Annotated in this window: 24 protein-coding genes; 13 read left to right on the top strand and 11 right to left on the bottom strand. The window is 63.4% G+C overall.

Annotated elements, in window-relative coordinates; all coding sequences use genetic code 11:
• Positions 1-61 precede the first annotated feature (61 nt).
• Positions 62-901 (top strand): hypothetical protein, encoded by an 840-nt coding sequence (locus tag RA302_RS01065; RefSeq protein WP_166501630.1) that lies wholly within the window; start codon positions 62-64, stop codon positions 899-901.
• A 10-nt stretch (positions 902-911) separates the two neighbouring features.
• Here RA302_RS01065 and RA302_RS01060 read toward each other — a convergent pair whose 3' ends face one another.
• The 4 genes from RA302_RS01060 to RA302_RS01045 form a co-directional block, all read right to left on the bottom strand.
• On the bottom strand, positions 912-4,394 hold the full coding sequence (locus tag RA302_RS01060; RefSeq protein WP_166501629.1) for an Ig-like domain-containing protein: 3,483 nt from the start codon (positions 4,392-4,394) through the stop codon (positions 912-914).
• Positions 4,395-4,645: 251 nt separating this feature from the next.
• Positions 4,646-7,570, bottom strand: coding sequence for an Ig-like domain-containing protein (locus RA302_RS01055; protein WP_225320225.1), 2,925 nt, complete (start codon positions 7,568-7,570; stop codon positions 4,646-4,648).
• Positions 7,571-7,934: 364 nt separating this feature from the next.
• A complete protein-coding gene (gene serS, locus RA302_RS01050) occupies positions 7,935-9,188 on the bottom strand; it encodes a serine--tRNA ligase (protein ID WP_003945400.1) in 1,254 nt (417 codons plus the stop codon).
• A 65-nt stretch (positions 9,189-9,253) separates the two neighbouring features.
• Positions 9,254-9,649 (bottom strand): ankyrin repeat domain-containing protein, encoded by a 396-nt coding sequence (locus tag RA302_RS01045; RefSeq protein ID WP_003945404.1) that lies wholly within the window; start codon positions 9,647-9,649, stop codon positions 9,254-9,256.
• An 82-nt stretch (positions 9,650-9,731) separates the two neighbouring features.
• On the opposite strand from RA302_RS01045, the gene RA302_RS01040 reads away from it, so the two are divergent.
• The 6 genes from RA302_RS01040 to RA302_RS01015 all read left to right on the top strand — a co-directional run bounded on the left by RA302_RS01040 (position 9,732) and on the right by RA302_RS01015 (position 15,927).
• Complete coding sequence (locus RA302_RS01040) at positions 9,732-10,826, top strand: septum formation family protein (RefSeq protein WP_029254194.1); 1,095 nt, start codon at positions 9,732-9,734, stop codon at positions 10,824-10,826.
• A 3-nt stretch (positions 10,827-10,829) separates the two neighbouring features.
• Positions 10,830-11,180 (top strand): metallopeptidase family protein, encoded by a 351-nt coding sequence (locus RA302_RS01035; protein WP_007736028.1) that lies wholly within the window; start codon positions 10,830-10,832, stop codon positions 11,178-11,180.
• Between the two features lie 133 nt (positions 11,181-11,313).
• Positions 11,314-11,613: a PE family protein gene (locus tag RA302_RS01030; protein ID WP_031332657.1), complete on the top strand. Its 300-nt coding sequence runs from the start codon at positions 11,314-11,316 to the stop codon at positions 11,611-11,613.
• Between the two features lie 84 nt (positions 11,614-11,697).
• On the top strand, positions 11,698-12,966 hold the full coding sequence (locus RA302_RS01025) for a PPE domain-containing protein (RefSeq protein WP_166501627.1): 1,269 nt from the start codon (positions 11,698-11,700) through the stop codon (positions 12,964-12,966).
• Positions 12,966-13,784, top strand: coding sequence for an ESX secretion-associated protein EspG (locus RA302_RS01020; RefSeq protein WP_060938687.1), 819 nt, complete (start codon positions 12,966-12,968; stop codon positions 13,782-13,784). The genes RA302_RS01025 and RA302_RS01020 overlap by 1 nt, the downstream gene beginning before the upstream one ends.
• 40 nt (positions 13,785-13,824) lie before the next feature.
• A complete protein-coding gene (locus tag RA302_RS01015; RefSeq protein ID WP_166501626.1) occupies positions 13,825-15,927 on the top strand; it encodes an acyltransferase family protein in 2,103 nt (700 codons plus the stop codon).
• A 9-nt stretch (positions 15,928-15,936) separates the two neighbouring features.
• Here RA302_RS01015 and RA302_RS01010 read toward each other — a convergent pair whose 3' ends face one another.
• From RA302_RS01010 to RA302_RS01000, 3 genes are read right to left on the bottom strand one after another with little or no spacing between them, the layout of a single operon-like run.
• A complete protein-coding gene (locus RA302_RS01010; RefSeq protein WP_019746386.1) occupies positions 15,937-16,605 on the bottom strand; it encodes a histidine phosphatase family protein in 669 nt (222 codons plus the stop codon).
• The gene (pheA, locus tag RA302_RS01005; RefSeq protein ID WP_029254189.1) at positions 16,602-17,534 is read right to left on the bottom strand and encodes a prephenate dehydratase; all 933 of its coding nucleotides are present in this window, start codon (positions 17,532-17,534) and stop codon (positions 16,602-16,604) included. The genes RA302_RS01010 and pheA overlap by 4 nt, the downstream gene beginning before the upstream one ends.
• Positions 17,535-17,547: 13 nt before the next feature.
• Positions 17,548-18,186 carry a hypothetical protein gene (locus RA302_RS01000; RefSeq protein ID WP_046377726.1) on the bottom strand — a complete coding sequence of 213 codons (639 nt, stop codon included), beginning with the start codon at positions 18,184-18,186 and terminating at the stop codon, positions 17,548-17,550.
• Between the two features lie 139 nt (positions 18,187-18,325).
• On the opposite strand from RA302_RS01000, the gene RA302_RS00995 reads away from it, so the two are divergent.
• The 5 genes from RA302_RS00995 (at position 18,326) to RA302_RS00975 (ending at position 22,471) form a co-directional block, all read left to right on the top strand.
• The gene (locus RA302_RS00995) at positions 18,326-19,105 is read left to right on the top strand and encodes a DUF2470 domain-containing protein (protein ID WP_019746383.1); all 780 of its coding nucleotides are present in this window, start codon (positions 18,326-18,328) and stop codon (positions 19,103-19,105) included.
• 10 nt (positions 19,106-19,115) lie between these two features.
• On the top strand, positions 19,116-19,937 hold the full coding sequence (locus RA302_RS00990) for a type II CAAX endopeptidase family protein (protein ID WP_166501625.1): 822 nt from the start codon (positions 19,116-19,118) through the stop codon (positions 19,935-19,937).
• A gap of 148 nt (positions 19,938-20,085) precedes the next feature.
• Positions 20,086-21,321, top strand: a complete 1,236-nt coding sequence (locus RA302_RS00985) for an LCP family protein (RefSeq protein WP_020968096.1) — start codon at positions 20,086-20,088, stop codon at positions 21,319-21,321.
• Between the two features lie 99 nt (positions 21,322-21,420).
• Complete coding sequence (locus tag RA302_RS00980) at positions 21,421-21,891, top strand: hypothetical protein (protein WP_029254187.1); 471 nt, start codon at positions 21,421-21,423, stop codon at positions 21,889-21,891.
• Positions 21,892-21,928: 37 nt separating this feature from the next.
• The gene (locus tag RA302_RS00975; protein ID WP_166501624.1) at positions 21,929-22,471 is read left to right on the top strand and encodes a ferritin; all 543 of its coding nucleotides are present in this window, start codon (positions 21,929-21,931) and stop codon (positions 22,469-22,471) included.
• A gap of 11 nt (positions 22,472-22,482) precedes the next feature.
• Here RA302_RS00975 and RA302_RS00970 read toward each other — a convergent pair whose 3' ends face one another.
• Positions 22,483-23,325, bottom strand: coding sequence for a cytochrome c oxidase assembly protein (locus tag RA302_RS00970; RefSeq protein WP_166501623.1), 843 nt, complete (start codon positions 23,323-23,325; stop codon positions 22,483-22,485).
• A gap of 126 nt (positions 23,326-23,451) precedes the next feature.
• Here RA302_RS00970 and RA302_RS00965 point away from each other — a divergent pair, with 126 nt between their 5' ends.
• Positions 23,452-24,096, top strand: coding sequence for a thioredoxin domain-containing protein (locus RA302_RS00965; protein ID WP_031330996.1), 645 nt, complete (start codon positions 23,452-23,454; stop codon positions 24,094-24,096).
• Here the strand turns inward: RA302_RS00965 and RA302_RS00960 are convergent, their stop codons facing one another.
• From RA302_RS00960 to RA302_RS00950, 3 genes are read right to left on the bottom strand one after another with little or no spacing between them, the layout of a single operon-like run.
• On the bottom strand, positions 24,097-25,044 hold the full coding sequence (locus RA302_RS00960; RefSeq protein ID WP_151531821.1) for a M56 family metallopeptidase: 948 nt from the start codon (positions 25,042-25,044) through the stop codon (positions 24,097-24,099).
• Complete coding sequence (locus RA302_RS00955) at positions 25,041-25,400, bottom strand: BlaI/MecI/CopY family transcriptional regulator (RefSeq protein WP_019746375.1); 360 nt, start codon at positions 25,398-25,400, stop codon at positions 25,041-25,043. The genes RA302_RS00960 and RA302_RS00955 overlap by 4 nt, the downstream gene beginning before the upstream one ends.
• 28 nt (positions 25,401-25,428) lie before the next feature.
• On the bottom strand, positions 25,429-26,058 hold the full coding sequence (locus RA302_RS00950) for a M23 family metallopeptidase (protein WP_020968091.1): 630 nt from the start codon (positions 26,056-26,058) through the stop codon (positions 25,429-25,431).
• Between the last annotated feature and the right edge of the window lie 62 nt (positions 26,059-26,120).

Below are 26,120 nucleotides of genomic sequence, written 5' to 3'. Positions count from 1 at the left end.
GACCCGCAGCAGTTATGGGGTGGATGTTGGTCAGAATGTCGCAAAAGGGGCGTAAGAACGAATGAAGTCGGCAGGACGAGCGGCAGTGGGGGCAGTCGCACTCGCCATGACGTTGGCGATAACCGCATGTGAGGACGACGGACGGACAGGAATCCTGACGGACGAACCGTCTCCGCCTACGACGGAAACCACGACGACAACCACTCTCGCGCCCACGACCACCACTGCGCCCGCCGCGCCGGTCGCGCCACCTCCGGTTGGTGACGTGCCCGGTAATCCGGCTGCTGCGCCGGCCTTGGCGGCCTGGGCAACGGACCTGGTGTCTTTGGACGTCGACGCGCTCACGAACGCATGCTGGACGATGCCGCCCACAACAATTGCCGACCGATACTCGGATGTGCCCGCCATCTTGACGGCCATCGCCGCGCCAGGTGTCGACGGCCAGTACGCGGTCACCTGGAGTGGAGGCGGACTCTCCGTCGCCGCCAAACGCTCGGAGATCGCTTCCGGCTATGCGTGCCCGTTCGTCTTCCCTGCGGGGCAATCAAACTTCTACACCGCGGCCGACGCTTCCCACGCCGTCGTCCGGTTTCTCTCACGCGCCACGGGACGGCCGGTCAATACCCGCGACGTCGAGACGTTCTATCCACTGATCTGCCCCGGCAACAGCCCGTGGGATCCCGACGGCACCGGCGCCACCGGCCAGCCGCCACTCAAGCTCGATCCGAATCAGCTGGCCGGTATCAAGTCTTTCGACGCCGACGCTGCAACAGTCACTCCGGTTCGCGGCGACTACGTCCGTGTCACCCTGCCCGTCAGCGACGGAACCGGTAACTCACGCCCGATGCAGTTCACCCTGTCGATCGGCCCCGAGGGATACTGCCTCGGGGCCGCGACCTGAACCGCTTCGGTCAGGAACCGAAGGGAAGGAAATCGCTCGAGCCAGCGCTGCCTGAACCGAGGCTGCCCGTGCCACCGCCGGTTGCAGCCTTGATCTGAATTGCGTGGGCCGCCGAGGTGGAGCCTGTGAATCCGGCTGCGCCGCTGTAGATTGCCGAAATCGAATGCGCACCGGTTGTGGTGAAGGTGTGGTTCAGCGCCGCAATCCCGTTGACCACTGGCACAGCGTCACCGATCGGGGTGTCCCCATCCATGAACTGCACCGTTCCACCGTTCTGCACCGAACTGACAGTCGCCGACAGGGTCACCGACTTGTTCACCACACCATCGGCAGGCACCGTCACCACAGTCTCCGTGGTGACATCCGAAGGCGCAGGGTCCGTTACATTCACCGTCCGCGCCTGGGCCGAGGACCCGACTACACCGGCTCCTCCCGAGTAAACCGCCGTGATGCTGTGCGCACCCGCAGAGGTAAACGTATGCGACAGACCAGCAGCTCCTGCCGTCACCGCTTCAGGACCGCCGATCGCGACGCCACCGTCGTAGAACTGCACGGTTCCGACGCCGACAGCGTCATCCGACGACGTTCGGACGGTTGCCCACAAGTCGGTCGCCACACCAGTTTTGGCGTCGGTGGGGACATTCAGTTCGACGACGGATTCCTGGTCGGCAACACTCACCTGAACTGACTTCGCACTCGCAACCGAGTTCTTGAATCCGGAACCAGCGGTGAAGTCAGCCGTAACACTCTGAGTGCCAGCAGCATCGAAGATGTGCGACAGCGTCGCGGTCCCACCGGAAACTGTCACCGGTGAACCAATGGCCGTGCCGTTCGACTTGAACTGCACCGTGCCCACAGCATTGTTCGGAGCAACCGTCGCAGTCAGATCAACCGCCGCACCCGTAGTTGCCGTAGCGGGAACCGAGAGCGACGTCGTGGTCTCGACATCGATGGGAGCCGGATCCGAAACGGTCACCGTCTGGGCCGATGCCGAGGAGCTGACGAAGCCTGCACCGGCAGTGAAGTCCGCCGTAACACTCTGAGCACCAGCAGCATCGAACGAATGCGACAGCGTCGCAACACCCGACGTGACTGTCACCGGTGAACCGATCGCCGTGCCGTTCGACTTGAACTGCACCGAACCGACAGCGTTGTTCGGAGCCACGGTCGCCGTCAGATCAACCGCCGCACCCGTGATCGCCGTCGCCGGAACCGAGAGCGACGTCGTCGTCTCGACATCGACCGGAGCCGGATCGGACACCGTCACCGTCTGAGCCGACGCCGACGAACTCACAAACCCTGCACCAGCAGTGAAATCAGCCGTAACACTCTGAGCACCAGCAGCATCGAACGAATGCGACAGCGTCGCAACACCCGCGGAGACTGTCACCGGCGAACCGATCGCCGTGCCGTTCGACTTGAACTGCACCGAACCCACAGCGTTGTTCGGAGCCACCGTCGCCGTCAGATCAACCGCCGCACCCGTGATCGCCGTCGCCGGAACCGACAACGACGTCGTCGTCTCGACATCCACCGGAGCCGGATCAGAGACCGTCACCGTCTGAGCCGACGCCGACGAACTCACAAACCCTGCACCAGCAGTGAAATCAGCCGTAACACTCTGAGCACCAGCAGCATCGAACGAATGCGACAGCGTCGCAACACCCGCGGAGACTGCCACCGGAGTGCCGATCGCCGTGCCGTTCGACTTGAACTGCACCGAACCCACAGCGTTGTTCGGAGCCACCGTCGCCGTCAGATCAACCGCCGCACCCGTGATCGCCGTCGCCGGAACCGAGAGCGACGTCGTCGTCTCCACATCGATGGGAGCCGGATCGGACACCGTCACCGTCTGGGCCGATGCCGAGGAGCTGACGAAGCCTGCACCAGCGGTGAAGTCAGCCGTAATGCTCTGAGCGCCAGCAGCATCGAACGAATGCGAGAGCGTCGCAGTCCCACCGGACACCGTGACCGGGGAACCGATCGCCGTGCCGTTCGACTTGAACTGCACCGTACCGACAGCGTTGGAAGGAGCAACCGTCGCCGTCAGATCAACCGCAGTACCCGTGATCGCAGCAGCCGGAACTTGAAGCGTTGTAGTCGTACTCAGCGCTGAGCTCGAGATCTCGATGGTCTGAGCTTGCGCGGTCGAACCACCAAAACCTGCAGTGCCTGAGTAGACCGCAGTGATCGAGTGCGATCCCGTCGTAGTGAACGTGTGATCCAGGGTCGCTCCGCCGGCAGTCACCGCGATCGGTCCGCCGATGTCTGTGCCACCGTCCTTGAACTGGACCGTTCCGCCGTCAGCTGCCGGAGAGATGTTTGCGGTCAGCGCGACCGAGGTCTGCTCGACGGCGCTGCTCGGAACTGTCAGCGCCGTGGTCGTCTGTACATCGGCAGCAGCCACGCTCACTGTGCGCGCCGGTGACGTTGAGGTCAAGAACTCGAGAACTCCGTCGTACACAGCGGTGATGGAGTGATCTCCCGCCGCGGTGAATGTATGTGGCAGTGTGGCAACGCCATTGACGACGGCCACCGGGGCGCTGATGTCAGTCCCGCCATCCTTGAACTGAACGGTGCCGCCTGTCGGCGCCGGGGAGACCTGCGCAATCAAATCCGTCGATTGACCGATCGTTGCCGACGCGCCGGACGTCACTGCGGTCGTGGTCGCCACCTGCGAGACGACGTTGACGGTGGCCAATGCCTGACCACCCGCATTCAATCCCGCGCTGCGTGAGTCATGCGGAGAGCAGTTGTACCTCTCCCAGTATGCGACGGTGAAGACGTCCTTCTCGCGCTGCAAGAAGGTGAAGGCATTTTTCGGAGAATCAAAGGATCCCGAATTGCCATCCGTCACCCTTAACTTCGGCTGCACAGTGCTACCCGCACCACCCGCAATCACCGTCACATCGATCGCCGGCAACCGGAAAGTCTTTCCAGCCTCCGCGCCGATTCCGCCATCATCGTTCTTACTTGTACTCGGACCGTTTCCACCACCGCCATTGGAGTCAGCAGTCTGATTGTTCCCCGAAATACGCAAGTGAGTGCCCGCAGCATCCGGCGAACCACCGTCGTTGATTCGAATTACCGAGGGCGCCGCACCCGACAAATTCGACGACGTACCCGCCACTACCTGAGCATCGACCAACGACACCCCCGCAGGAATGTCGAAGTCGTACTTCATCCGTGTCCACCTGATCGCCGAACGCCCCGCATGACCACTCGTGGGAACAGTCATCGCACCTGGCTGGACTCGGTAGGTGAACGTCGACCCCGCCGCGACCTTCTCCGGAGCCGAGATGGTCACGCCCGTGGAGTGGAATTCGTCGGAGATGCTGCCCAAGCCAGGGTGCTCGTAACCATCGCAACCCAGTTTGAACCCGATCGTGTTCTCCACCGCGGGAGATGACGTCGGAGCAGCCGAAGCAACACCACCTGCCACCAGCACGCCACCGACCAACGCCGCCACCACAACCGCGGAACTTCTTCTCACCAACACGAACTCTCCTCAGCTAGCAACAGACGTGGATCGGGAACCGCACGGAAGGAGGTCACTCGAACAGAGCGGAAATCAGAATGGAGCTGGACGCTCGTACAGTACCCGTCGAAAGTAGTACTTGTATCAGTTATTTCAGACAAATATTCACGAATTGCCGATAGTTCTGCTAACGACCAATCATCGATTCGCGAAGAGTGATGCCCCTTGCACCCGTCGGGCGCAAGGGGCATCACATCATCGGAGAATCAGGACCCGAACGGCAGCGACAACGATCCGAGCGAACCGAAGTCACCGCCCCCGTTACCGACGTTCACAACCGATGCAGTCGACGTGGAACCCGTGACGCCCTGGGCTCCGCTGTAGACCGCGGTGATCGAATGGTTGCCGGTCGTGGTGAAGGTGTGGCTCAACACAGCCTGCCCACCGACAACATCGACGGCCGTTCCGATCGGAGTCGTTCCATCGAAGAACTGGACGGTTCCCGACGTCGCGCCGGAAGAACTGACCACAGCCTTCAGCTGCACCGACGTCCCGACCTTTGCCGAAGACGGAGCCGTCAACGACGTAGAGCTTTCGACATCCGACGGGGTCGGAACCGTGACATTGACGTCGACGGATTCCGCGGTGGACGACGTGAACACGCCGGAGCCACTGAATACAGCCGAGACTACAAAGGTGCCTTCTGCTCCGAACACGTGCGGCAGCTTGGCAACTCCGTCAACAACCGCGACCGGGGCACCCTGATCGACTCCACCGATCTTGAACTGAACCGTTCCGCCGGACGGCACCAGGGCGTCCGAGGGATCTTCGGACACCGTCGCGAAGAGATCAACAGGCAGTCCGACCTTGGCTTCACCCTGAACGCTCAGAACCGTCTTCGTCGCCTTGTCGACCGGAGCCGGATCGGACACCGTCACCGTCTGAGCGGACGCCGAGGAGCTGACGAACCCTGCACCGGCGGTGAAGTCCGCCGTAACGCTCTGAGCGCCAGCAGCATCGAACGAATGGCTCAATGTCGCAACACCCGACGCGACTGTCACCGGAGTGCCGATCGCCGTGCCGTTCGACTTGAACTGCACCGTGCCCACAGCGTTGTTCGGAGCAACCGTCGCGGTCAGATCAACCGCCGCACCCGTAGTTGCCGTAGCCGGAACCGACAGCGACGTCGTCGTCTCGACATCGACCGGAGCCGGATCCGAAACGGTCACCGTCTGAGCAGATGCCGACGAACTCACAAAGCCAGCACCGGCAGTGAAGTCAGCCGTAACACTCTGAGCACCAGCAGCATCGAATGAATGCGACAGCGTCGCAACACCCGCGGAGACTGTCACCGGTGAACCGATCGCAGTGCCGTTCGACTTGAACTGCACCGTACCGACAGCATTGTTCGGAGCAACCGTCGCGGTCAGATCAACCGCCGCACCCGTGATCGCCGTAGCCGGAACCGACAACGACGTCGTCGTCTCCACATCGACCGGAGCCGGATCAGAAACCGTCACCGTCTGAGCCGACGCCGAGGAGCTGACAAACCCTGCACCGGCAGTGAAGTCAGCGGTAACACTCTGAGCGCCAGCAGCATCGAAGGAATGCGACAGCGTCGCAACACCCGCGGAGACTGCCACCGGGGAACCAATGGCCGTGCCGTTCGACTTGAACTGCACCGTACCGACAGCGTTGTTCGGAGCAACCGTTGCCGTCAGATCAACCGCCGTACCCGTGATCGCCGTAGCCGGAACCGACAACGACGTCGTCGTCTCCACATCCACCGGAGCCGGATCAGAAACCGTCACCGTCTGAGCCGACGCCGAGGAGCTGACAAACCCTGCACCGGCAGTGAAGTCAGCGGTAACACTCTGAGCGCCAGCAGCATCGAAGGAATGCGACAGCGTCGCAACACCCGCGGAGACTGTCACCGGCGAACCAATGGCCGTGCCGTTCGACTTGAACTGCACCGTACCGACAGCGTTGTTCGGAGCCACCGTTGCCGTCAGATCAACCGCCGTACCCGTGATCGCCGTCGCCGGAACCGACAACGACGTCGTCGTCTCCACATCGACCGGAGCCGGATCAGAAACCGTCACCGTCTGAGCCGACGCCGAGGAGCTGACAAACCCTGCACCGGCAGTGAAGTCAGCGGTAACACTTTGTGCACCAGCAGCATCGAAGGAATGTGACAGAGTCGCAACACCCGCGGAGACTGCCACCGGGGAACCGATCGCCGTGCCATTCGACTTGAACTGCACCGTACCCACAGCATTGTTCGGAGCCACGGTCGCAGTCAGATCAACCGCGCTGCCCGTGATCGCCGTAGCCGGAACCGAGAGCGACGTCGTCGTCTCCACATCCACCGGAGCCGAAGCAATGCTGATTGTCGCAAGCGGACCCGCGCCGGCATTGAGCGGTGTGGTGTCCTTGTTCTCGCGGGGCGAGCAACGGGTCGGCGCCCACTGTGTACCAAGGAAACTCGCCTTTGCGAGCTGAGTGCTGAAGTTTTCGCTGGCACCGAGGTTGCCGGCCGTACCCGCGGTCCTCACCTTCGGTTGGATCACTCCCGTCGCACCAGCGACCATTGTTACGTCGACTGCGGGAAGCCGGAACCAGGTGTCTCCGTTGCCGTTTGTCGAGCCATCGAGGTTCTTCTTGGACTTCGGTACTCGAATACCTCCCTCCGAGTTGGTACTCGTCGTCGGACTGTTGCCGATCACCTGGTTGTTTCCGGACAGCCGAAGGATCCCGCCGCTACCGTCGACGTTGCCAGAGTCGTTGACCCTGAGAACGTTCGGTGCGACGCTGTCGAGTCCGACCGAGGTGCCCGCGACGACGGCCGCGGAAACGAACGTCGCGTTGGCCGGGATTGCGTAGTCGACCTTGAGACGTGACAGGTTCGTAGTCGTCGCGCCGGAATCCTTGTCCGGATACGACGTTCCGCTCGGCTGAATTCGGTAGGTGAAAGTCTCGCCGGGTTGGACAGAAGCGGGTGCGTCGACCGTGATGAGGTTGTCGGTGACCTTGTGGACGTCTCCGATGATGGAGCCTGCGACACACGCTGTTTTGAAACCGGTGGTCGAGATCGCGGCGGATGCGGGCGTGCCGATCAGCAGCATCCCCGCGACCATGGCGGTTCCGGTTATGGGCACGGCGAATCGCCGCAACTGAGAGATTTGGGGCATGGGCACTTCCTTCGGAAGGGCAAACATAGGCAGTGGATTCGGACAAAACGTGTGCGCGCCGTCACAACATAACGAAAAAACTAGTACGTGTACTACTTTTGGCAAGACACTTGTCCAATTCACCCCGGACTCACCCTCACATCACCTGACGGGGGATGGAAAAGCAGGGTATGGAAGCCCGATTGAACGCAAAACTAACGCCAAAGCGGTCTATCGACAACGCTTTTGGTGGTCAACTCGTCAATCGGCGGGAAAAATTTGACATTCCGCCAGTTCAGAAAAAGTTCCAAACCTACCAGTACGAAAGTACGAATCAGGGCCGCGACGGAGTCCGTCGCGGCCCTGATGGTGTTGGTTCAGCGTGTCAGCGAAGCACATCCGTGCCGACAAACGGCACCAATGCCTCGGGCACTCGCACCGAGCCGTCGGCCTGCTGATGATTCTCGAGAATCGACACGATCCAGCGCGTCGTTGCCAGGGTGCCGTTGAGAGTGGCAGCCGTCTGCGGCTTGCCGTTCTCGTCGCGGTACCGAACTCCGAGGCGGCGGGCCTGGAAAGTCGTGCAGTTGGACGTCGATGTCAGCTCGCGGTAGGTGCCCTGCGTCGGAACCCATGCCTCGCAGTCGAATTTACGCGCAGCCGAAGAACCGAGATCTCCGCCGGCGACGTCGATCACGCGGTAAGGAACGTCGATGGCGGCCAACATGTCTCGCTCCCAGCCGAGGAGACGCTGGTGTTCGGCGTCGGCATCCTCGGGACGGCAGTACGTGAACATCTCGACCTTGTCGAACTGATGGACACGGATGATGCCGCGGGTGTCCTTCCCGTAGCTACCGGCCTCACGGCGGAAGCACGAGGACCAACCGGCGTAACGCTTCGGGCCTTCGTTCAGTTCGAGGATCTCGCCCGAGTGGTAGCCGGCCATGGGTACCTCGGAAGTTCCGACAAGGTACAGGTCGTCATCCTGCAAGTGGTAGATCTCGTCCGAGTGAGCACCGAGGAAGCCGGTACCCGCCATGATTTCCGGGCGTACGAGCACCGGCGGAATCATCATCGTGAATCCGTTGGCGATCGCCTTCTGCGCCGCCAACTGCAGCAGTCCGAGCTGGAGCATGGCTCCGTAGCCGGTCATGAAGTAGAAGCGTGAACCCGAAACCTTGGCGCCGCGTTCCATGTCGATCAGGCCGAGCGACTCGCCAAGCTCGAGGTGATCCTTCGGCTCGAAGTCGAACTTCGGAATCTCACCGACGTGTTCGAGCACGATGTAATCGTCCTCGCCGCCGGCCGGCGCACCTTCTTGTACGACGTTGGAAATCGCGCGGTGTGCGGAGTCGAGCGCGGCCTGCGCCTCGTGCTGCGCGGCCTCGGCTTCCTTGACCTTGGCCGCCAGTTCCTTGGAACCCTCGAGCAGCGCGGGACGCTCCTCCGGAGATGCCTGTCCGACCTTCTTGCCGAAGGCCTTCTGCTCTGCGCGGAGGTTGTCTCCGGTCAGAACGGCAGCGCGTCGGGACGCGTCGGCTTCGAGCAGAGCGTCGACCAGTCCTGGATCTTCTCCACGGGTGCGCTGCGACTCGCGGACGATTTCGGGGTTCTCACGGAGAAACTTGAGGTCAATCACGACTTCGAACTTTACCCACTCACCGCAGCTCGCCGACGGTCACGTCCACGTCGGAGAGGGGGAGATCACGATTCGAGCAGACTCAGGTAGTCCTCGCGTCCGAACATCCGAGCCGCGTCGACGGCAGTCGGGTGTCCACCTTTCGGGTCGGCTCCCCCGCTCACCAGCGCTTTCACCACCGCATCCTCGCCCTTGAAGACGGCTCCGGCGAGGGGCGTCTGGTTCTTGTCGTTGGGCCGGTTGACGTCGGCGCCGCGCTCGATCAAGGCAACGACGGCGTCAGCGTGACCGTGATACGCCGCCAACATGACGAGCGTGTCGCCACTCTCGTTGGTCAGATTGACGGGAACTCCAGCATCGACGTACGACGCCAGCCCGGCCGCGTCGCCGGTTCGTGCCATGTCGAAGAGCCGGCCCGCCAGCTCGACAGCCTCGGGATCGAGTGGGGTGTTTTCGCTCATGATTACAAAATACTCACAGACGCGTTTGTGAGTTTTGTAGTGAAGGTTCGATATCGCCACGGCAACAGGCATGATGGAATCGATGTCCGAAGACAAGATCGAGAAGTCGCCAGATCCGGCAGATCCCCAGGGGACGCCGGCGAAGAAAACTGTCTCAGCGAGTCGCACCCGTCGGGTCCTGGCTGCTGTGGCGGTAGGTGCGGTGGTCGCCGCGATCGCAACGATCGCGATTTCCGGTGGATTGAACAAGGACGACTCGTCCTCGGTCAGTGTCAGTGGTGGCGGTCCGGCAGCGACGGGATCTACTCGCGACGACGCCTTCACCGCGGCTGCGGCCGGCGACTGCCTCAACTGGACGCCTGCGACCGAGTCGGGCGGGGACCGCACGGACATGTCAAAGGTTCAGTGCGGAACTGAACACCGCTTCGAGGTTGCCGGACCACTCGACCTGTCGGTGTTCCCCGGCGCCGAGTTCGGCCCCGGTTCCCGGTACCCGGGCGCCCTTCGATTCGCCGAACTCCGCGACGAGCACTGCACACCCATCGTCATGTCCTACCTCGATTCGAAGTTCGATCCCAAGGGCAAGTTCAGCGTCGGCCTGATGTTCCCGAGCGAATCGGGTTGGGCTTCGGGCGAGCGCGCACTGCGTTGCGGCTTGCAGTTCTCGACCACGACCGGCGAACTACAACCGTTCGTGGGCCGCGTGGCGGACCAGGACCAGTCGAACGTGTGGGACGTCGGCACGTGCATCGGCATCAACCAGAACCTCCCGACCGATCCGGTCGATTGCGCGAAACCGCATGCATACGAGGTTATTTCGGTGATCGACCTCGGCACTCAGTTCCCGGGCGCAATGCCGTCGGTCGAAGATCAGGACCGTTACCTCGAGGGCGTCTGCACTCAGGCGTCCAACGAGTACCTTGGTTCCGCAGACGCGCTTCGCGACAAGACGCTGACGCTGTTCTGGGACAACATTTCACTGGAAAGCTGGTTGGCCGGTAGCCGCCGAGTCAATTGTTCGATCGGCAAAGAGGTCGAAACCGGCGGGTTTGCCGCGATCACCGGAAGCGCCAAGGGCGAAATCCTGATCAACGGCGCCGCTCCGGTCCCGCCACCCGCTGCACCGGAAGGTCGGTCGCTGCCGACGCCGTTGCCCGGCGCAGCTCCGCCGTCGTAAGCCATGACGGTGACTATGACGCCCGACCGGTTCGAGGAACTGGTCGGCGAGGCGCTCGATCTGATTCCGCCCGAACTTGCCAAGGCCATCGACAACGTCGTGGTGCTTGTCGAAGCACGTGACGAGGAAGAACCGGGGCTGCTCGGTTTGTATCAGGGCGTCGCTCTGACCGAGCGGGATTCTCATTACGGTGGGTACCTGCCGGACACGGTCACTATTTTCCGCGATTCGATACTCGACATCTGTGCATCCGAGGACGAGGTTGTTCACGAGGTTGCCGTGACCGTCATCCACGAGATCGCGCACTACTTCGGCATCGAAGAAGACAGATTGCACGAACTCGGCTGGGGCTGAGGGCAAAGTCGTCCGATTTCGGGGGAACCAAAAGCGGCCGGTATGCATCAAACTATGTGCGGGGGGATTTCTACGGCTTTGTGCACGACCTCCCGACCACTTATCCGCCCTGGTCAGGAAGGAGTTCGGCACTATGTACGTCGACCCTCAAGCCCTAGTTGCCGCCGCAATGGAACTCGAGTCTGCGGCGACGCGATTGCGCGGAATCGTCTCTACTGCGCAGCCGACGCTACGCGTTCTCCCAGCCGGATCCGAGGAAGTGTCCGGTAGCGCGGCAAATTACTTCAACACCATCTCGGACAGCCTTGCCTCGTCCACCGATCGGGCAATCGAGGAGCTCACCGCGGCTGCGGCAGCTCTGCGCAAGAATGCAGCTGCCTACGAGCTCGAAGACCAGCTCACCAAGTCCAGCCTGGCAGCCGCACCGATCTGATCGACAGAAATCGAACTCGGTAACTCGGCAACTCGGCAACTCGGCAACTCGGCAACACAGTCACACTTCCTGGGGGGAAGAACAATGGTCGGCATCACCGGCGTCATCTGGTATCCACGGGGCGCAGCACCCAACTCTGCAGCACTGGTCGCCGGGGCCGGGCCGGTCCCTCTCGGTGTGGCGGCCGGGGCCTGGTCCACCGTGTCGTCCGGACTGACCGACACCGCTGCGTCCATCTCTCGCGTGATGGCGGACCTTCGCACCGGGTGGTCAGGAGAAGCCGCGGATGCCGCGTTGAGCAAGTTCGCACCGTTCCAGGAATGGGCTGCCTCGGCCGCGCTGCTCGCCGGAGAAACCGCTGGTAAAGCCCAAGTGCAGTCCGGTTCCTACACCGTCGCCACCCTGGCCATGCCGTCCCTGGCGGAGATCGCGGCGGTTCAAGCGGCCAAGGTCGCCGCGTACTCCATCGGCGGGGCCCTGGTCGGCGGGGCTGCTGCCGCCGAGGCTGCCGAAGAAGCACTCAAAATTCGAGCGGCGGTGACGATGGAAACGTACGACGCCGCAACGACGCATCTGGCCGTGCAGCAGAACTTCGATTCACCACCGTCCATCGCGGAACCCACAGCTGGGGCATCCGCTTCGGCCGAAAGCCCAGGCAGTGCTGCACGACAGTCCGTCGTGCAAGCGGCATCAACGCTCGCTGACGTAATCGCGGATCCCGTGCGCGCCGCAACCGCTGCTGTCGCATCCGTAGCTTCCAACCCGGTATTTGCCGCCGCTGCCTCACAGGCCGGTGCCATCTCCGGTGGAGCGTCGGCCGCCGTCAGTGCCGCGACCACCGCCGTCACGGGCGCCACCACTGCCGCATCAACTCTCGCGACGGCCGGAGCAGGACTCACCGGACTGGGCGGCGCAGGGCTCGGTGGCGCAGGACTCGGCGGCGCGAGACTCGGCGCTTCCACACCATCACTGTTCGGCGCCCCCTCGGCAAGTCGGGCAACGGCACAGGTCAGCGCAGCTTCCGCGACCACCGGAGCCGGAGCATTCGCGGGCTCGTCGTCGAGCAGCAGCACCGGCCGGCACGCTCTTCCGGATCCCTCCACCGGCCAGAGCGCCGCGCGCCAGAACCCCGTGACCTCGCCGGTTCAGGGCACCGTCGATACCGTCAAAGTGGATCCGGCCCGAACCGCAGGCGGATCTGCGCCGATCGCCGGCGGCCGTCATGCGGCCCAATCTCAAGACGAGACCGAGCACGACACACCCGATTATCTGAAGCACTTCGAGCACTTCGCCGACGGCCGAACAGTCATCCCGTCCGTGATCGGTGGCGCACTCGAAACTGCAGAGCGTTGATGGTGGACCTCGGCACCTCACCTGATGGGTGGAATTTGCCTGTCGTCGCCCTGTCACAGGACGAAATCGACTATGTACGTGAGCGACTCGGGCTCGATGCGCTTCCCGTGGTTCTCGGTGGCGCGACGGTTCACGCCAGTGCGAGCGCTCACCATACGGCGATGCAGTCCGCGGCAGATTCGCTCTCCGAGCGCGATCTCCTCCCCGGCGGGGAGATCCATCACGAACTCAGTGCCCGCCTGCGCGTCCTGACCCACCCCAAATGGGAGTTGGCGCTGCGTCGGCATGTCGGTGGAAGGATTTCACGCCTCTGCGTCGCACAGGGCGAATTCCTTTGTGTCGAAGCAACTTCAACCGATTCTTCGTTCGCATTGTGCAGCGTCACCGCCGAACCAGCTGCACCCGTCGTCACCGCGCTCGGCAGCGCCGAAGCAATGCCGATTGCCGTGATCAACGCACCGACCGAGATGCTCAGCCTGGCATTCGGCGCCGGCCCGGATGCAGACAGCGTGACCTCGGCCTTGATCAACGCCGGGATACCCGAAGACGACGCGCGCCAACTGGGTAGCGCAATCGTCACATGCACCGCCTTCGCCGAATTGGTTGGAATACCACACAGTTTGGGAGCGACGACGCTCATGACCGGCGCAGTGACTGTGTACGACACCTTGGCCGGCCGGCTCGTGGGTTCGACTACTCGGGCTGCCGACGGCACCGAGTGGACGTCCATCAGTTCCGGAACACCGCATCGCCTGCGACAAGCCGTGAACGCGCTGGTAACCGAACTCGAGGAATCGACGCCGGAGACTTCCGGGTAACCTCGGGGCGTCCCTTCAACGCCCGGAGCCTTACTTCAGCATGCAGTTCTCGCGTCAACCGTCGTCACCGGGCGAACAAGGCTCGGTCGCCACGATCGACCGGCCGAACGAAGAACGGGCAACAACACCGCACCGACAAGACCTGAACGGACTGCGTGGCCTCGCCATCGGTTTGGTGGTCGTATTCCACGTATGGTTCGGACGGGTATCGGGCGGGGTGGACGTCTTCCTGGTTCTGTCCGGATACTTCTTCGTCGGCTCACTGGTTCGACGCGCCGAAGCCGGGGGTTCACTCAACCCGGTCCCGGCACTGCGGCGGGTGTTTCTGCGGCTGTTCCCCCTGATCGCGGTGGTCAGCATTTTGACCGCACTGGGGACCGCGTTGCTGCTGCCACGCACACGCTGGGCCGATCTGGGCGATCAACTGATCGCGGTGCTCGGGTTCTTCCAGAACTGGCAGCTCGCCAGCACCGCAAGCGACTACCTGGCCGCCGACGGCTCGGTCACTCCCCTGCAGCACCTGTGGTCGATGGCCGTGCAAGGTCAGTTCTATCTCCTGGCCATCGCACTCGTCTCCGTGATCGCTTATGTGGCTTCACGCGTGAATCCCAACTATTTCCGCCCGTCACTCGCGGTCACCCTTCTGGTTCTGACCGCAGGATCTTTTCTCTACGCACTCGCCAAATCTTCGCGTCACCAAGCCTGGGCGTACTACGACTCCGGCGCCAGGTTGTGGGAATTGGCCCTCGGTGGTCTGCTGGCCGTTCTGATGACCAGCACGCGCAGTCGGCAGATCGCATCCCTGCCGTTCTCGGTCAGAGCGACGATCGGCTGGGCGGGGCTTTCGTCGATCCTGTTGTGCGGCATAGTGCTCGACGGCGCCCAGCAGTTCCCCGGCCCGTGGGCGCTGGTACCGGTGCTGGCCACTCTTGCGTTGATACTGTCCGGAGTCGGCGACGACACACCTTGGACGTCGAAGACGCTCGCCCATCCGGCACTGACGTGGCTCGGCTCGTTCGCATTCGCGCTGTACCTGATTCACTGGCCGATTCTGGTGTTTGCACTCGTGATCACCGGACGCCCCGAAGCCGGCCTGCTCGGCGGGGCACTGATCATCGCCCTCTCCGTCGCGGGGGCGCTTGCACTCCGGCGCCTGGTCGAGGTTCCGGTGGAGCGCGGAGGCCGCTCGCGCCGGTACACCGTCCTGGCATGCGTCGTCACCGCTGCCGCGGTCCTCGCCGCTTCGGTCGCCTGGCAGTCGTACGCGAGCAGCCAGACGACGGGCCAGCGGGCGGTCGACACCCTCGACCTCCCGACCCATCCCGGCGCACTCGCGCTCACCGACGGTGCCGAAGTACCCAAGGCGTCGATGGTTCCCTCGATCTTCGATGCGCCACTGGACCTTCCGGCCAGTACGCTCGACGGCTGTATCGCCGATTTTCTCGAGCGGGACGTCGTCCACTGCACCTACGGCGACGCCGATGCAGACAGAACCATCGCGCTCGCGGGTGGTTCGCACTCCGAGCACTGGCTCACTGCGCTCGACGAACTCGGCAAGAGTCACGGGTTCCGCGTCGACACGTATCTGAAGATGGGCTGCCCGCTCACCGTCGACTCCATGCAGACGTTGTCGGACAACGACTATCCGGATTGTGTCGACTGGTCGCGTGGAGTGCTGACCGAGTTGGCCGACGCCTCACCCGATTTCGTGTTCACGACGGCAACCAGGCCGAGTTCCGACGGCCCTGGTGACGTGACGCCCGAGTCGTACGTTCACGTATGGGAGGAACTGGGGCGCGACGGTATCGACGTACTCGCCATTCGCGATACCCCCTGGCTGCACCACGACGGCGTCGCCTATCGCGCGATCGACTGTCTGGCGACAACCACGTCACCCGATCACTGCGCGATGCCACGGTCCGAAATGCTCAGCGACGTCAATCCGGCGCCGTCGGCAATTGCCGATCTGACCAACGTCCGTCTACTCGACCTCAGCGACGGCGTGTGCGGACCGGAACTGTGCCGGGTCATGGAGGGAAATGTGTTGGTGTATCACGATTCCCACCACCTGACAGCCAGCTACGTGAGCACACTGTCGGCTGAACTCGGGCGCCAACTGAGCGTCCAGACCGGTTGGTGGTGAAGCAGTCCGTCAGCCCATCACGTCGTCGGCGCCGGGGATGAGTCGGTGCTCGAACGGCGGGTTGACGGCTCCCCAGCGTAGGCATTCCCAGCCGCCATCAGCTGAGGGCAACAGTTCGACGGTCTCGGTGTTGGCCAAGTGGTTGTTGGCTGCGAACAGTCCGGGGACACCGGCAAGCTGGGCGGCGACAAGACGAATCGCAGCACCATGACTCACCACGACGATGTCGCCGCCGTCTCGTGAGCCTTCCAGAAATTCTTCGCGCAGCGCATTGACGACGGGGACGTACCGTTCCAGGACGTCGTATCCCGTTTCACCGCCGGGAATGCGAGCGCCGAGGTTGCCGGTGTGCCAGTGATGGAACGTCTCCATGAACAGTCGGTGCGCGGCCTCGTCGGTGCGATCCTCGAGGTCACCGGCCTGGACCTCGTGCAGTCCGTCCCGCACATCCAGGGATACACCGGCGGCCTGCTCCACAAAACCTGCTGTCTGCCGGGCACGCAAAGCCAAGGACGATACGAGCGCCAGAGGAGGAGCCGAAGCCAGGCCGATGCCCAACGTCTCGGCCTGCGCCAACCCTTCCGGCGTGAGCTTTGCTCCGGGCAGAGCGGTGTCGAGACGTTTGGCGACATTCGCCTCCGTCTGACCGTGCCGAACGAGGATGAGCCTTCCGGTCATCGTTCTCCCCCTCCATGCTTGAGCTGGTCGATCCACCGAATCGCTTCTTCGTCCGAAGGAGGTTGTGGCCCGGTCGAATTCGCTGTCGCCCACGACCCCAGGAAGCGGACTCCGGATTTGCGATGCAGTGCACGCATCGCCTCGGCCACCAGCGAGTCCTCGACGTGTCCGACGCAGTCCACGAAGAACCGGTACGTACCCAATTCCGTTCGCATCGGACGTGATTCGATCCGAGTCAGATCGATACCGCGAGCGGCGAATTCGGAGAGTGCGCGCACCAGGGAGCCGGGAGCGTTGTCGAGGTGAAGCACCAGCGCGGTCCGATCGGCACCGGTCCGTTCGGGAACCGGAGCCGGCTTGGTGACCAGCACGAAGCGTGTACGGGCGCCGCCCACATCGGCGACGTTGTCCGCCAGGCTGTCGAGTCCGAGCATCTGACCGGCCAAAGCCGTGGAGACACCGGCGTCGACCGTTCCGGCCTGCACGTCCAGCGCCGCACCGGCGTTGGACGAGGCCAACACCACCTCGGCCTGGGGCAGGTTCTCGGCGATCCATCCGCGGACCTGTGCGCCCGCATGCGGATAGGCCCCGATCGTGCGGACCTGGTCGGCGGTGGTCCCCGCGCGAACCAGGATGGAGAAACTCACGTCCAGATCGGTTTCGGCAACGATCTGCAGGGGCGAACCGAGAGCGAGTGAATCGAGCGTCGGCGCTACGCCGCCTTCCACCGAGTTCTCGAAGGGAACTACGGCCCCGTCCACGGAACCATCGCGAACCATGTCGAGAGTCGCCGGCGGACTGCCGGCCGGTACTCGCTCGACGGTTTCGCCGAACGCGCCCTCAGCCTCCAACTGGGCGAGAGCTATCTCCGTGAAGGTTCCCGACGGACCGAAATACGCGATTCTTGGCACGCCTAAAAGATTACGCATCGCCCCACGCCGGTCACTGCAAACCCGCGGCACGCAGAGCCGTTTCCACCGCAGGCAGATCCGCGACCTCGATCGTGAGCAGCACCTCGCGCATCGCGGACGCGGCTTCCGGGATCAGCGCGGCGAGTTTTTCGGGCTTCGGATCGACTATCGCGGCGCGCACGTCGTCGCCGCGTAGTGCAGCGACGGTGCCACACAGTAGGGCGATCACCTCGTCGCCGTCGGCTGCGCGGGCTACGAAACCGACGGACTCGTGCGCGAGCACCGCCAGGAAATCAGCCACTTCGGTGGGCGCGAGACCGGCGGCGAGTCCGGGGATCCGTCCACCTTCGCACAGGCGCAGCGCCGCTTCGGCGGGTGTCAGATCCTCTTCGCCGCCGTCGACGTACACCGCGAGCGGAGCGGGCAGACGTAGCGCGATCGCGTCGTCGATCTGGTCGGTGGTGACGTCGACGTCGAAACGGACGGCCTCGTACGACGCATCCGTGTCCGCGCGCAGTTCTTCCGGATCGATATCGAGGCGGACGACAACCCGGCCTGCTGCTTCGCCACCGATCAGCGCCGACGCCGGAACGACCGGGAGAAAGAGTGCTTCGAGGAGTCCGCGCGAGTTTCTCGGGGCGGGCAGCCCGAGTGAAAGAGGAATGGCCACAGACAAACCGTAACCCCGGCGCAGGCGGCGGATTCCACGCGAGTTGCGCAAAAGTCTTGCGATTCACACCGAAGCGCCTTAGGTTAGGGTTACCTCATCATCCGATGGAGTTCGAGAGAACACCCGCCAAGGGGGCAGCATGGCAACGAAGACCAGCACCGGCCCGTCCACCGCCGAACGCGTCCGCAGCGCCTGTGTGCGCGCACAGGACGCAGTTCTCGCCATCGAAGGCAGCGATCCCACCGTCACGTCGGTGCATCACCTGCGTTCGAACGGTGACGTCGTCGTTGCAGTCCCACATGCCTCCGCAGCTGCGGCCCTGGCCTGGAACTCCGGCGGCGGCGGACTGCCTGCCGTCCTCGAGATCACCGATCACGCACCACTGCGGCTGCGTGAGCCCGTGCGCTCCCTCGTGTGGCTTCGCGGCTCGTTGCACGCCGTGCCCGACTACGAGGCACGCGTTCTCGCCGACGACGTCGCATCCGAACATCCCCACCCGGGGCTCCTCGACATCGGCCACACCTCGGTCCTCCTTCGCCTGAGCCTGGCCTCGGCCGTTGTCGCCGACTCGACGGGGGCAGAGCCCGTCGCCGTGGACGAGTTGCTGAACGCCAGCCCCGATCCCTTCTGGGAAATGGAGACGGCGTGGCTGCAGCATCTCGACGAAGACCACCGCGATCTCGTGGACCTGCTCGTGCGCAAGCTTCCCCCGTACATGCGCACCGGACGCGTTCGCCCACTCGGCATCGACCGCTACGGACTGCGCCTGCGGGTCGAGGATCACACCGGTGACCGCGACGTGTGGATGCCGTTCGCCAACCCCGTCGACGACGCTCCCGCGCTGAGCCGTGCCATCCGCATGCTTGTCGGGTGCCCTTTCCTCAACGGCCTCCGATCGGGTGGCGCTGCAAACGGCTAGCGTTGCGCGGGTGAATGCCCGCGAAACCGTCCGCACCTGGTTACGGCCGCCGTCTCCCGTTCGAACGGACCCGGAACTAGATCCCGCCGCCAGACGCGGAATCCGGATCGAGATCACTATCGTTCTGCTGGTCACCTTCGGGCTCAGCGGATTGTCCGGGATCCTTTCGCTCGCCGAATCCTTGGCGACGCCGGTTGCGCTCTCGGATCAGACGGTTGCACTCAACCCGTCGCGCGCTGCCATCGACTGGATCGACCTGGCGCGCCAATTACTCGGCGTTGCAAAGCTTCTCGCGTGGGCAGCGCTGGGACTCTATCTACTGTGGCGTTCGGGGATCGGTCCACGTGCTGCGGGCCTGACTCCCAAACCTCGATTCGGTCGCGACATAGCTCCGGGATTCGGCCTCGCCGCTGTGATCGGCCTCCCCGGACTCTTGTTCTACCTCGTCGCTCAGGCACTGAGCTTCAACCTCACCGTCCAGGCCAGCGCGCTCGACGACCACTGGTGGCGGGTGCCGATCCTCGTACTGTCCGCGATCGCGAACTCGGGCGCCGAAGAGGTACTGGTCGTCGCCTACCTGATCACTCGCCTCCGGACACTCGGCTGGAGCGAGAACAAATCTCTGCTCGCGTCCTCGCTCCTGCGCGGTAGTTATCACCTCTACCAAGGGTTCGGCGGCGGTGTGGGAAACGTGATCATGGGGCTCGTGTTCGGTCGATACTGGCAGCGCACCGGCAAGCTGTGGCCGCTGATCATCGCCCACGCGCTCATCGACATGGTGGCGTTCATCGGTTACGCCCTCCTGCGCGATCACGTCTCCTGGCTGCCGTGACCGGTACCGTGAACTGGTGACCGGCGACTCCGAATATCCTCAGCGCCCTCCGCGGCGCCAGCCGCCAGGGCCACCTCCGCGGCGCCAGCCGCCCCCGCGTGGACCGATGCCACCCCGTCAGGGCCCACCCCCGCAGCGGCGCCCACCGATGCCGCCCGAAGGGCCGACGGTCATTCGCCGCGACGGACGTCCACCGCAGCAGAATCCGGCCAATCAGGCCTGGTCACAGGTCCCACCAGAAGCGCCGCAGCAACCCAGGCGTGAGGACTGGGCGCCGACCCAACGCCCGCAGCCGTTCCAGGACGACCCCCGCAGGCAGGGGCCGCCGCGTCAGGATCCGCAACGCCAGGCGAAGTACGCACCCGCGCCGCCGCGCCGAACCCCGCCGAACGCCCCGCCTCGCCCTCCTGAACCCCCGAAGCAGCGACGCCCACGCAAGCGTCGTAGCTGGGGTAAACGTATCGGCATCACGTTGTTGGTCTTGCTGCTCGCGCTGGCCGGCGCGGTCTATTACGTCGACAGTTCGCTCAATCGAATCGACGCGCTGCCCGACTACGCGGGACGCGTCGCCGATACTCCGGGCACGAACTGGCTGATCGTCGGCTCCGACAGTCGTGAGGGACTCACACCCGAGCAGGAGCAAGCGCTTGCGACAGGTGGTGACACCGGCCCCAAGCGCACTGACACGGTCATCTTGGTCCACGTTCCCAAGAGCGGGAAGACGACGATGGTCAGCATCCCTCGCGATTCGTACGTTCCGATTCCCGGCTACGGCTCGGACAAGATCAACGCCGCCTTCGCTTTCGGTGGTGCCCCCTTGCTGGTGCAGACCGTCGAGGAGGCAACCGGACTTCGCATCGACCACTATGCCGAGATCGGATTCAGCGGGTTCGCCGGCATCGTCGACGCCGTCGGTGGCGTCAATGTATGCCTGACGCAGGCGATCGACGATCCGCTGGCTGGGATCAACCTCCCCGCTGGATGCCAGGACTTGAAGGGTTCGGATGCACTCGGGTTCGTGCGGACCCGAGCAACCGCGCTCGCCGACCTCGACCGCATGAACAACCAGCGCCAGTTCATGTCGGCGTTGCTGTCGAAGGCGACGAGTCCGAGTACGTTCCTCAATCCGTTCCGGTTGTGGCCGCTCGTCTCCGATACGGCCAAGTCCCTGCAGGTCGACGAGGGCGATCACATCTGGAATCTGGCCTCACTCGCCTGGGCGCTTCGCGGCGGGATGACCACCACGACGGTTCCCGTCGCCGGTTTCGAGGACGTGGACGGGTCGGGCAACGTGTTGTTGTGGGACAAGGCACGCGCTTCGCAGTTCTTCGACGCCCTGGCCAACGATCAGCAGATTCCGCAGGATCTGATCACCACGGGGTGATCGCCCTGAGTTTCGGTAGTACCCCGGGAGGACAGGCCGAGCGAACAAATCGCTTTCCGGCAGGACGCGGAACGGCCGGCGGAAAAATACCGTGAAGGTATGAACACAGCACACCGCCGATTCCGCACTGCCGCCGTCATCGCCGCCTCGGCCGGAGCGGCTTTACTGGCCACGTCCTGCTCGGGCACCTTCGACAAGTTCGACGAGTCGAAGGCATACAAAAAAACCGAAACCTTCTCTTTTGCACAAGCATCCAGCGGAATCGACACACTGCCGAGTTGGGTTCCCGCCGGCGCGACGGGTATCGACGAGGTCATCCGCACCACCGGCAACGAACGCATCCTGCGAATGACTGCGAACATCACAGAGATAGATCACAACAGCTGCATCGCACGACCCACCGTCGAAACTCGTCCGGCATCGCTGTCCGCACAGTGGTGGCCGACGGGGGTCGAGAAGGGCAGTTCTTTTCAGTGCGGCGACTGGTACGTCGGCGAAAAGGACTCGTTCGTCTACGGATACCGGCCGGAAACTCTCGACTTCATCATCGATCAGCTCGACAACAAGTAGCTCCCTGTCCGTGCCGCCGACCCAGTAATCTGTTGGGATGACACAGGCGAAGAACTCGAGCGAATTCACCACTCTGCTGCGTCAGCAGATCCGTAACGAGTTCACTGCATCGCAGCAGTACATCGCGGTAGCGGTGTACTTCGATGCACACGATCTTCCGCAGATGGCCGCGCGCTTCTACAGCCAGGCCGCCGAGGAACGCGGTCACGCGATGATGATGATCCAGTACCTGCTCGACAACGACCTCGACGTGGACGTACCGGGTGTCGACGACGTCGTGACGAAGTTCGACAGTGTCCGGGCTCCCGTCGAATTGGCACTCGAGCAGGAGAAGACGGTCACCGAGCAGATCACGCAGTTGGCGCGCACCGCGCGCGATACCGGCGACTACCTGGGCGAGCAGTTCATGCAGTGGTTCCTCAAGGAGCAGGTCGAGGAAGTTGCAAGCATGACAACACTTCTCACCATCGTCGACCGTGCCGGCGACAACCTCTTCCACCTCGAAACGTTTGTCGCACGCGAGATGAACACACCGGCAGCTGCCGACGCAATGGCGCCGACACCCGCCGGCGGCGTCTGAGGGCCACCGGCCTACCGAGTCTCCGGCCGCTCGGCGGCGCTCAGTGATCTGAGGAAGTTGTTGTATGCCTCCAGATCACTGTCGCCGTCGATCTCGGCGCGGCGGTCCTGGGCGGCATTCATCCGTTTGTCGTCCCGGTTCCAGCGCATCGCGAAGATCACGACCACCACCAGCGCGACGGGCTCACCGTACGACCACGCAAGGGCACCGGCCAACTGCTGGTCCTGCATCACGTCCACGCCCCACTCGGGAGGCGGATTCACGAACGTGGTCAGCAGCGGCTTTGTCGCCATCATGAGAACGACTCCGATGAACACGTGCAGCGGCATCTCCACGAAAAGGTCGAAACACCGGCCGAGATAGCTTTGCCGCACCGGCAGTGGTCCGGTGGCGAGCACGGGCATGATGAAGAGCAGACCGCTGGCGAGAAAGAAGATTTCGAGAAAGACGTGTCCGGCCGCCGGACGGCTGCGCAATGCCGATAGTGCAAGCGCCAGAACATTTCTCCCGGGACCTCGATGCGACGTCGAACGCAGTAGCAGCAGTCCTGGCGAGCCCAGCACCCACAGCGGCGGGATCGCCATCGAGAGCGTCAAATGCTGGAACATCCAGACACTGAAGAGTTCGTTCCCGTAACTTTCGACCTTCGAACCGGTCACGGCGATCAACAGCAAGCACCCGGCCAGAAAACATGCAGTTCGATACCAGGGCCATAGCCGTCCCCGCGCACGCACACGGTGCATTGACCACCAATACCAAAGCGCCAGAACAGCTCCCAGTAGAACAAGAGGTGACAGGGACGAGGAGTCCCAGGTCAACATCTGTCCGATCGACGGCGGCGCCAGACCGTTCACCTCCGATTCACGGGCGAACCCTCCTTCGAATCCTTTCGGGTACGGTCGACTCTACACCTAAATACTATGTTGGATAGTATTTAAGTATTCGACGGAAGGTCAAGGTACACAGCAGTGTCCAGAAGCATGAAGATATCCGCCGCCCTGATCGCGTTGTTCGCGGTAGCACTGATCACGTTCATCACCGTCGATCCGATCAGGGCGGACAACGAGAGCACCGATCGGGCAGCACAATCCACCGCCGTCCTGACCGACGACGCGTACCGATTGACCTCGGCCGCTGACGACAAAGTGAATCTTGTCGAGTTCCTCGACTTCGAATGTGAGGCCTGCCTCGCGCTGTACCCGACGATGGAGCGAATCAGAGCCGAGTACGAGGATCGAATCACATTCGGTATCAGATACTTTCCGATTCCGAGTCACACCAACAGCACTCTCGCGGCGCAGGTCGTCGAATCCGCATCTCGCCAGGGCAAGTTCGTCGAGATGTATCAACGGATGTACGAGGCTCAGTCGCAGTGGGGTGAATCCGCCGAATCGCAGGAGGCACTGTTTCGCTCCTACGCACAAGATCTCGGCCTGGACATGACCCGATTCGAATCCGACCTCAGCAGCCGCGGCGTCCGCGAGCGGGTCGAGCGCGACTTCAACGAGGGCAAACGCCTTGGCGTCCAGGGCACCCCGACGCTGTTCCTCAACGACGTGAAGCTGGCCCAGATGCCGAGCTACGAAGATCTGAAAGCCCAGATCGACTCAGCCTTGGAGCAATGATCAGGTCAGAACAGCGCAGATACCGGCGGAGACGGCCACCGTCACGGCTGCGGCAACGGCCGTCGTGACGGCCGCCGGCACGCACGCCGCGACCGCGCAGGTCAGTCGCCGAGGCGACGCCACGTCGCCGTCGACCAGGGAACGCAATCGCACTGCGGTCGCGCCGCCGCGATCGCCCAAACTCCAGTCCGGCTGAGGAAGCGGCGATTTCGACACCACGGCAAGGGCGGAACGCACTGCAGCCGGGCTGGTGACGCGAGCGGCGTGCCGGTCCGCCGACAGTTCCACGATCGCGCCGACGGCAGCAGGTGCCGCCGCGAACAACGGCACTCCCGGCAGAACAGCGGCCAAGACTTCACAGGCACCGACGATTCGGTGATGACCGCCGCTCAGGTGCGCACGCTCGTGCGCGAGGACCGCGTCACGCTCGCCCCCGGTAAGAGCGGATGACAAGCCTTGTGTCGCAACAACAAATCCAGGCTTTCCGGCGACACTGTAGGCCATCGGCAGCGGATGATCCAACCACAACACGTCGGACTCCGAGTTGTCGCGGCGCGCGACGATCGAGAGAACATCACGATGGAAATCTCGGACTCTCGCGTGCTCACGTGCCTGTTTGCGGCCGGCCAGCACGATCCGAACAGCGGTCAAACCCACCACACCAACGGCTGTGCCGGTGATCAGTTCACCCACCCATGAACTCGTGCCGTGCGCGAAGGCGCTGAAACACCGAGCGATACCGTCGACCAGCCCCTCGACCGGCGCGTGGCTCGGCCACACCAGAACCAAGACCGCGGAGAGAGCGAGATACAGAGCCGACGCCATACTGCCGAGCCACGCCGCGAGCAGCACCGTCGGTGACAACGTCGAGGAAACGGCCCGTAACGCTCTCGGAACCAAAAATCCGACGAATACCGCACCGAGAAGCATCGGCAAGGCCAGTGTCATTGCGCACCTTCCCCGGAAAGTCCCCGGCGCAGGGCCTCGTTCTCAGCGTCCGTCATTGTCTTCGCGAAGTGCAACAGCACGGCAGCGGAATCGGAACTGCTGTCCAACAATTCGCGCAGTGCCCTGGATGTGGCCTCTTCACGGCTGCGACTCGGCCGATAGAAGTAGGCGCGACTCTTCTTCTCACGACTCACCCAGCCCTTGTCGTAGAGATGAGTCACGACGGTCAGGATGGTGGTGTACGCGAGTTGTCGACGCTCACCCAGGATCTCGACCAGATCCTTGACCGAGAGCGCGTCGTCGGACTGCCAGAGCACATCCATGACCTCGGCTTCGAGTCCGCCCAGCCCCTGCATTGCTCCTCCATCGCGTCGTGACAGAACTTCAGCCGCTCGCGGCCTTCTCCCCGAACGACACGCCCCGGGAATTCAGATACGCGAGCGGATCAGTCTTCTGCCCGTCAGATTGCCACACCTCGTAGTGCAGGTGCGGTCCCGTCGATTGTCCACGATTGCCGACGGTCGCGATCAGTTCACCCGCCCGCACCTTCTGACCGGCAACCACGAGTGCCTCGTTGATGTGCCCGTAGACGCCGACGGTCCCGTCGTCCTGCTGGATGCGGACCCAGAGCCCGAATCCCGCGGCGGGACCGGATTCGATCACAACACCGTCGGTCGCCGAGACGATGGGCGTACCGATCGAGTTTGCGATGTCGAGACCGTAATGGGTTGTTCCCCAGCGTGGACCGAAGTTGGACGTCATCGTCCCGCTCACGGGGGCCATCACCCGCGGCTTTTCTGCCTCGTACGCCAACGCCGCCCGTTCGGCTTCGAGTTGTCTCGTTTTACCGAGTTGTTCGGCTATCCCGGCAAGATCCGTCGTCCGAACAAGGTCGAGTATCTCCGGCACCGACACCAGCGCTGGACCTTCCGTTGCAACTGGAAGCGGCGATGCGTGCCCGATGGAAGTGCCGGACGCCAGGATTGCGCCCGTCGCCACGGAAACCGCGGCCATGCGCCCGCCGGGTCTGATCGGCTCGGATTTTCGATGTCTTCCCACTGCTCGGTCCTCGCGTC

The organism is Rhodococcus sp. DN22 (assembly GCF_036669995.1).
Lineage (GTDB): Bacteria > Actinomycetota > Actinomycetes > Mycobacteriales > Mycobacteriaceae > Rhodococcus_F > Rhodococcus_F erythropolis.
Note: the sequence above shows the minus strand (reverse complement) of the source record. Positions and strands in the feature narration are given on the sequence as shown.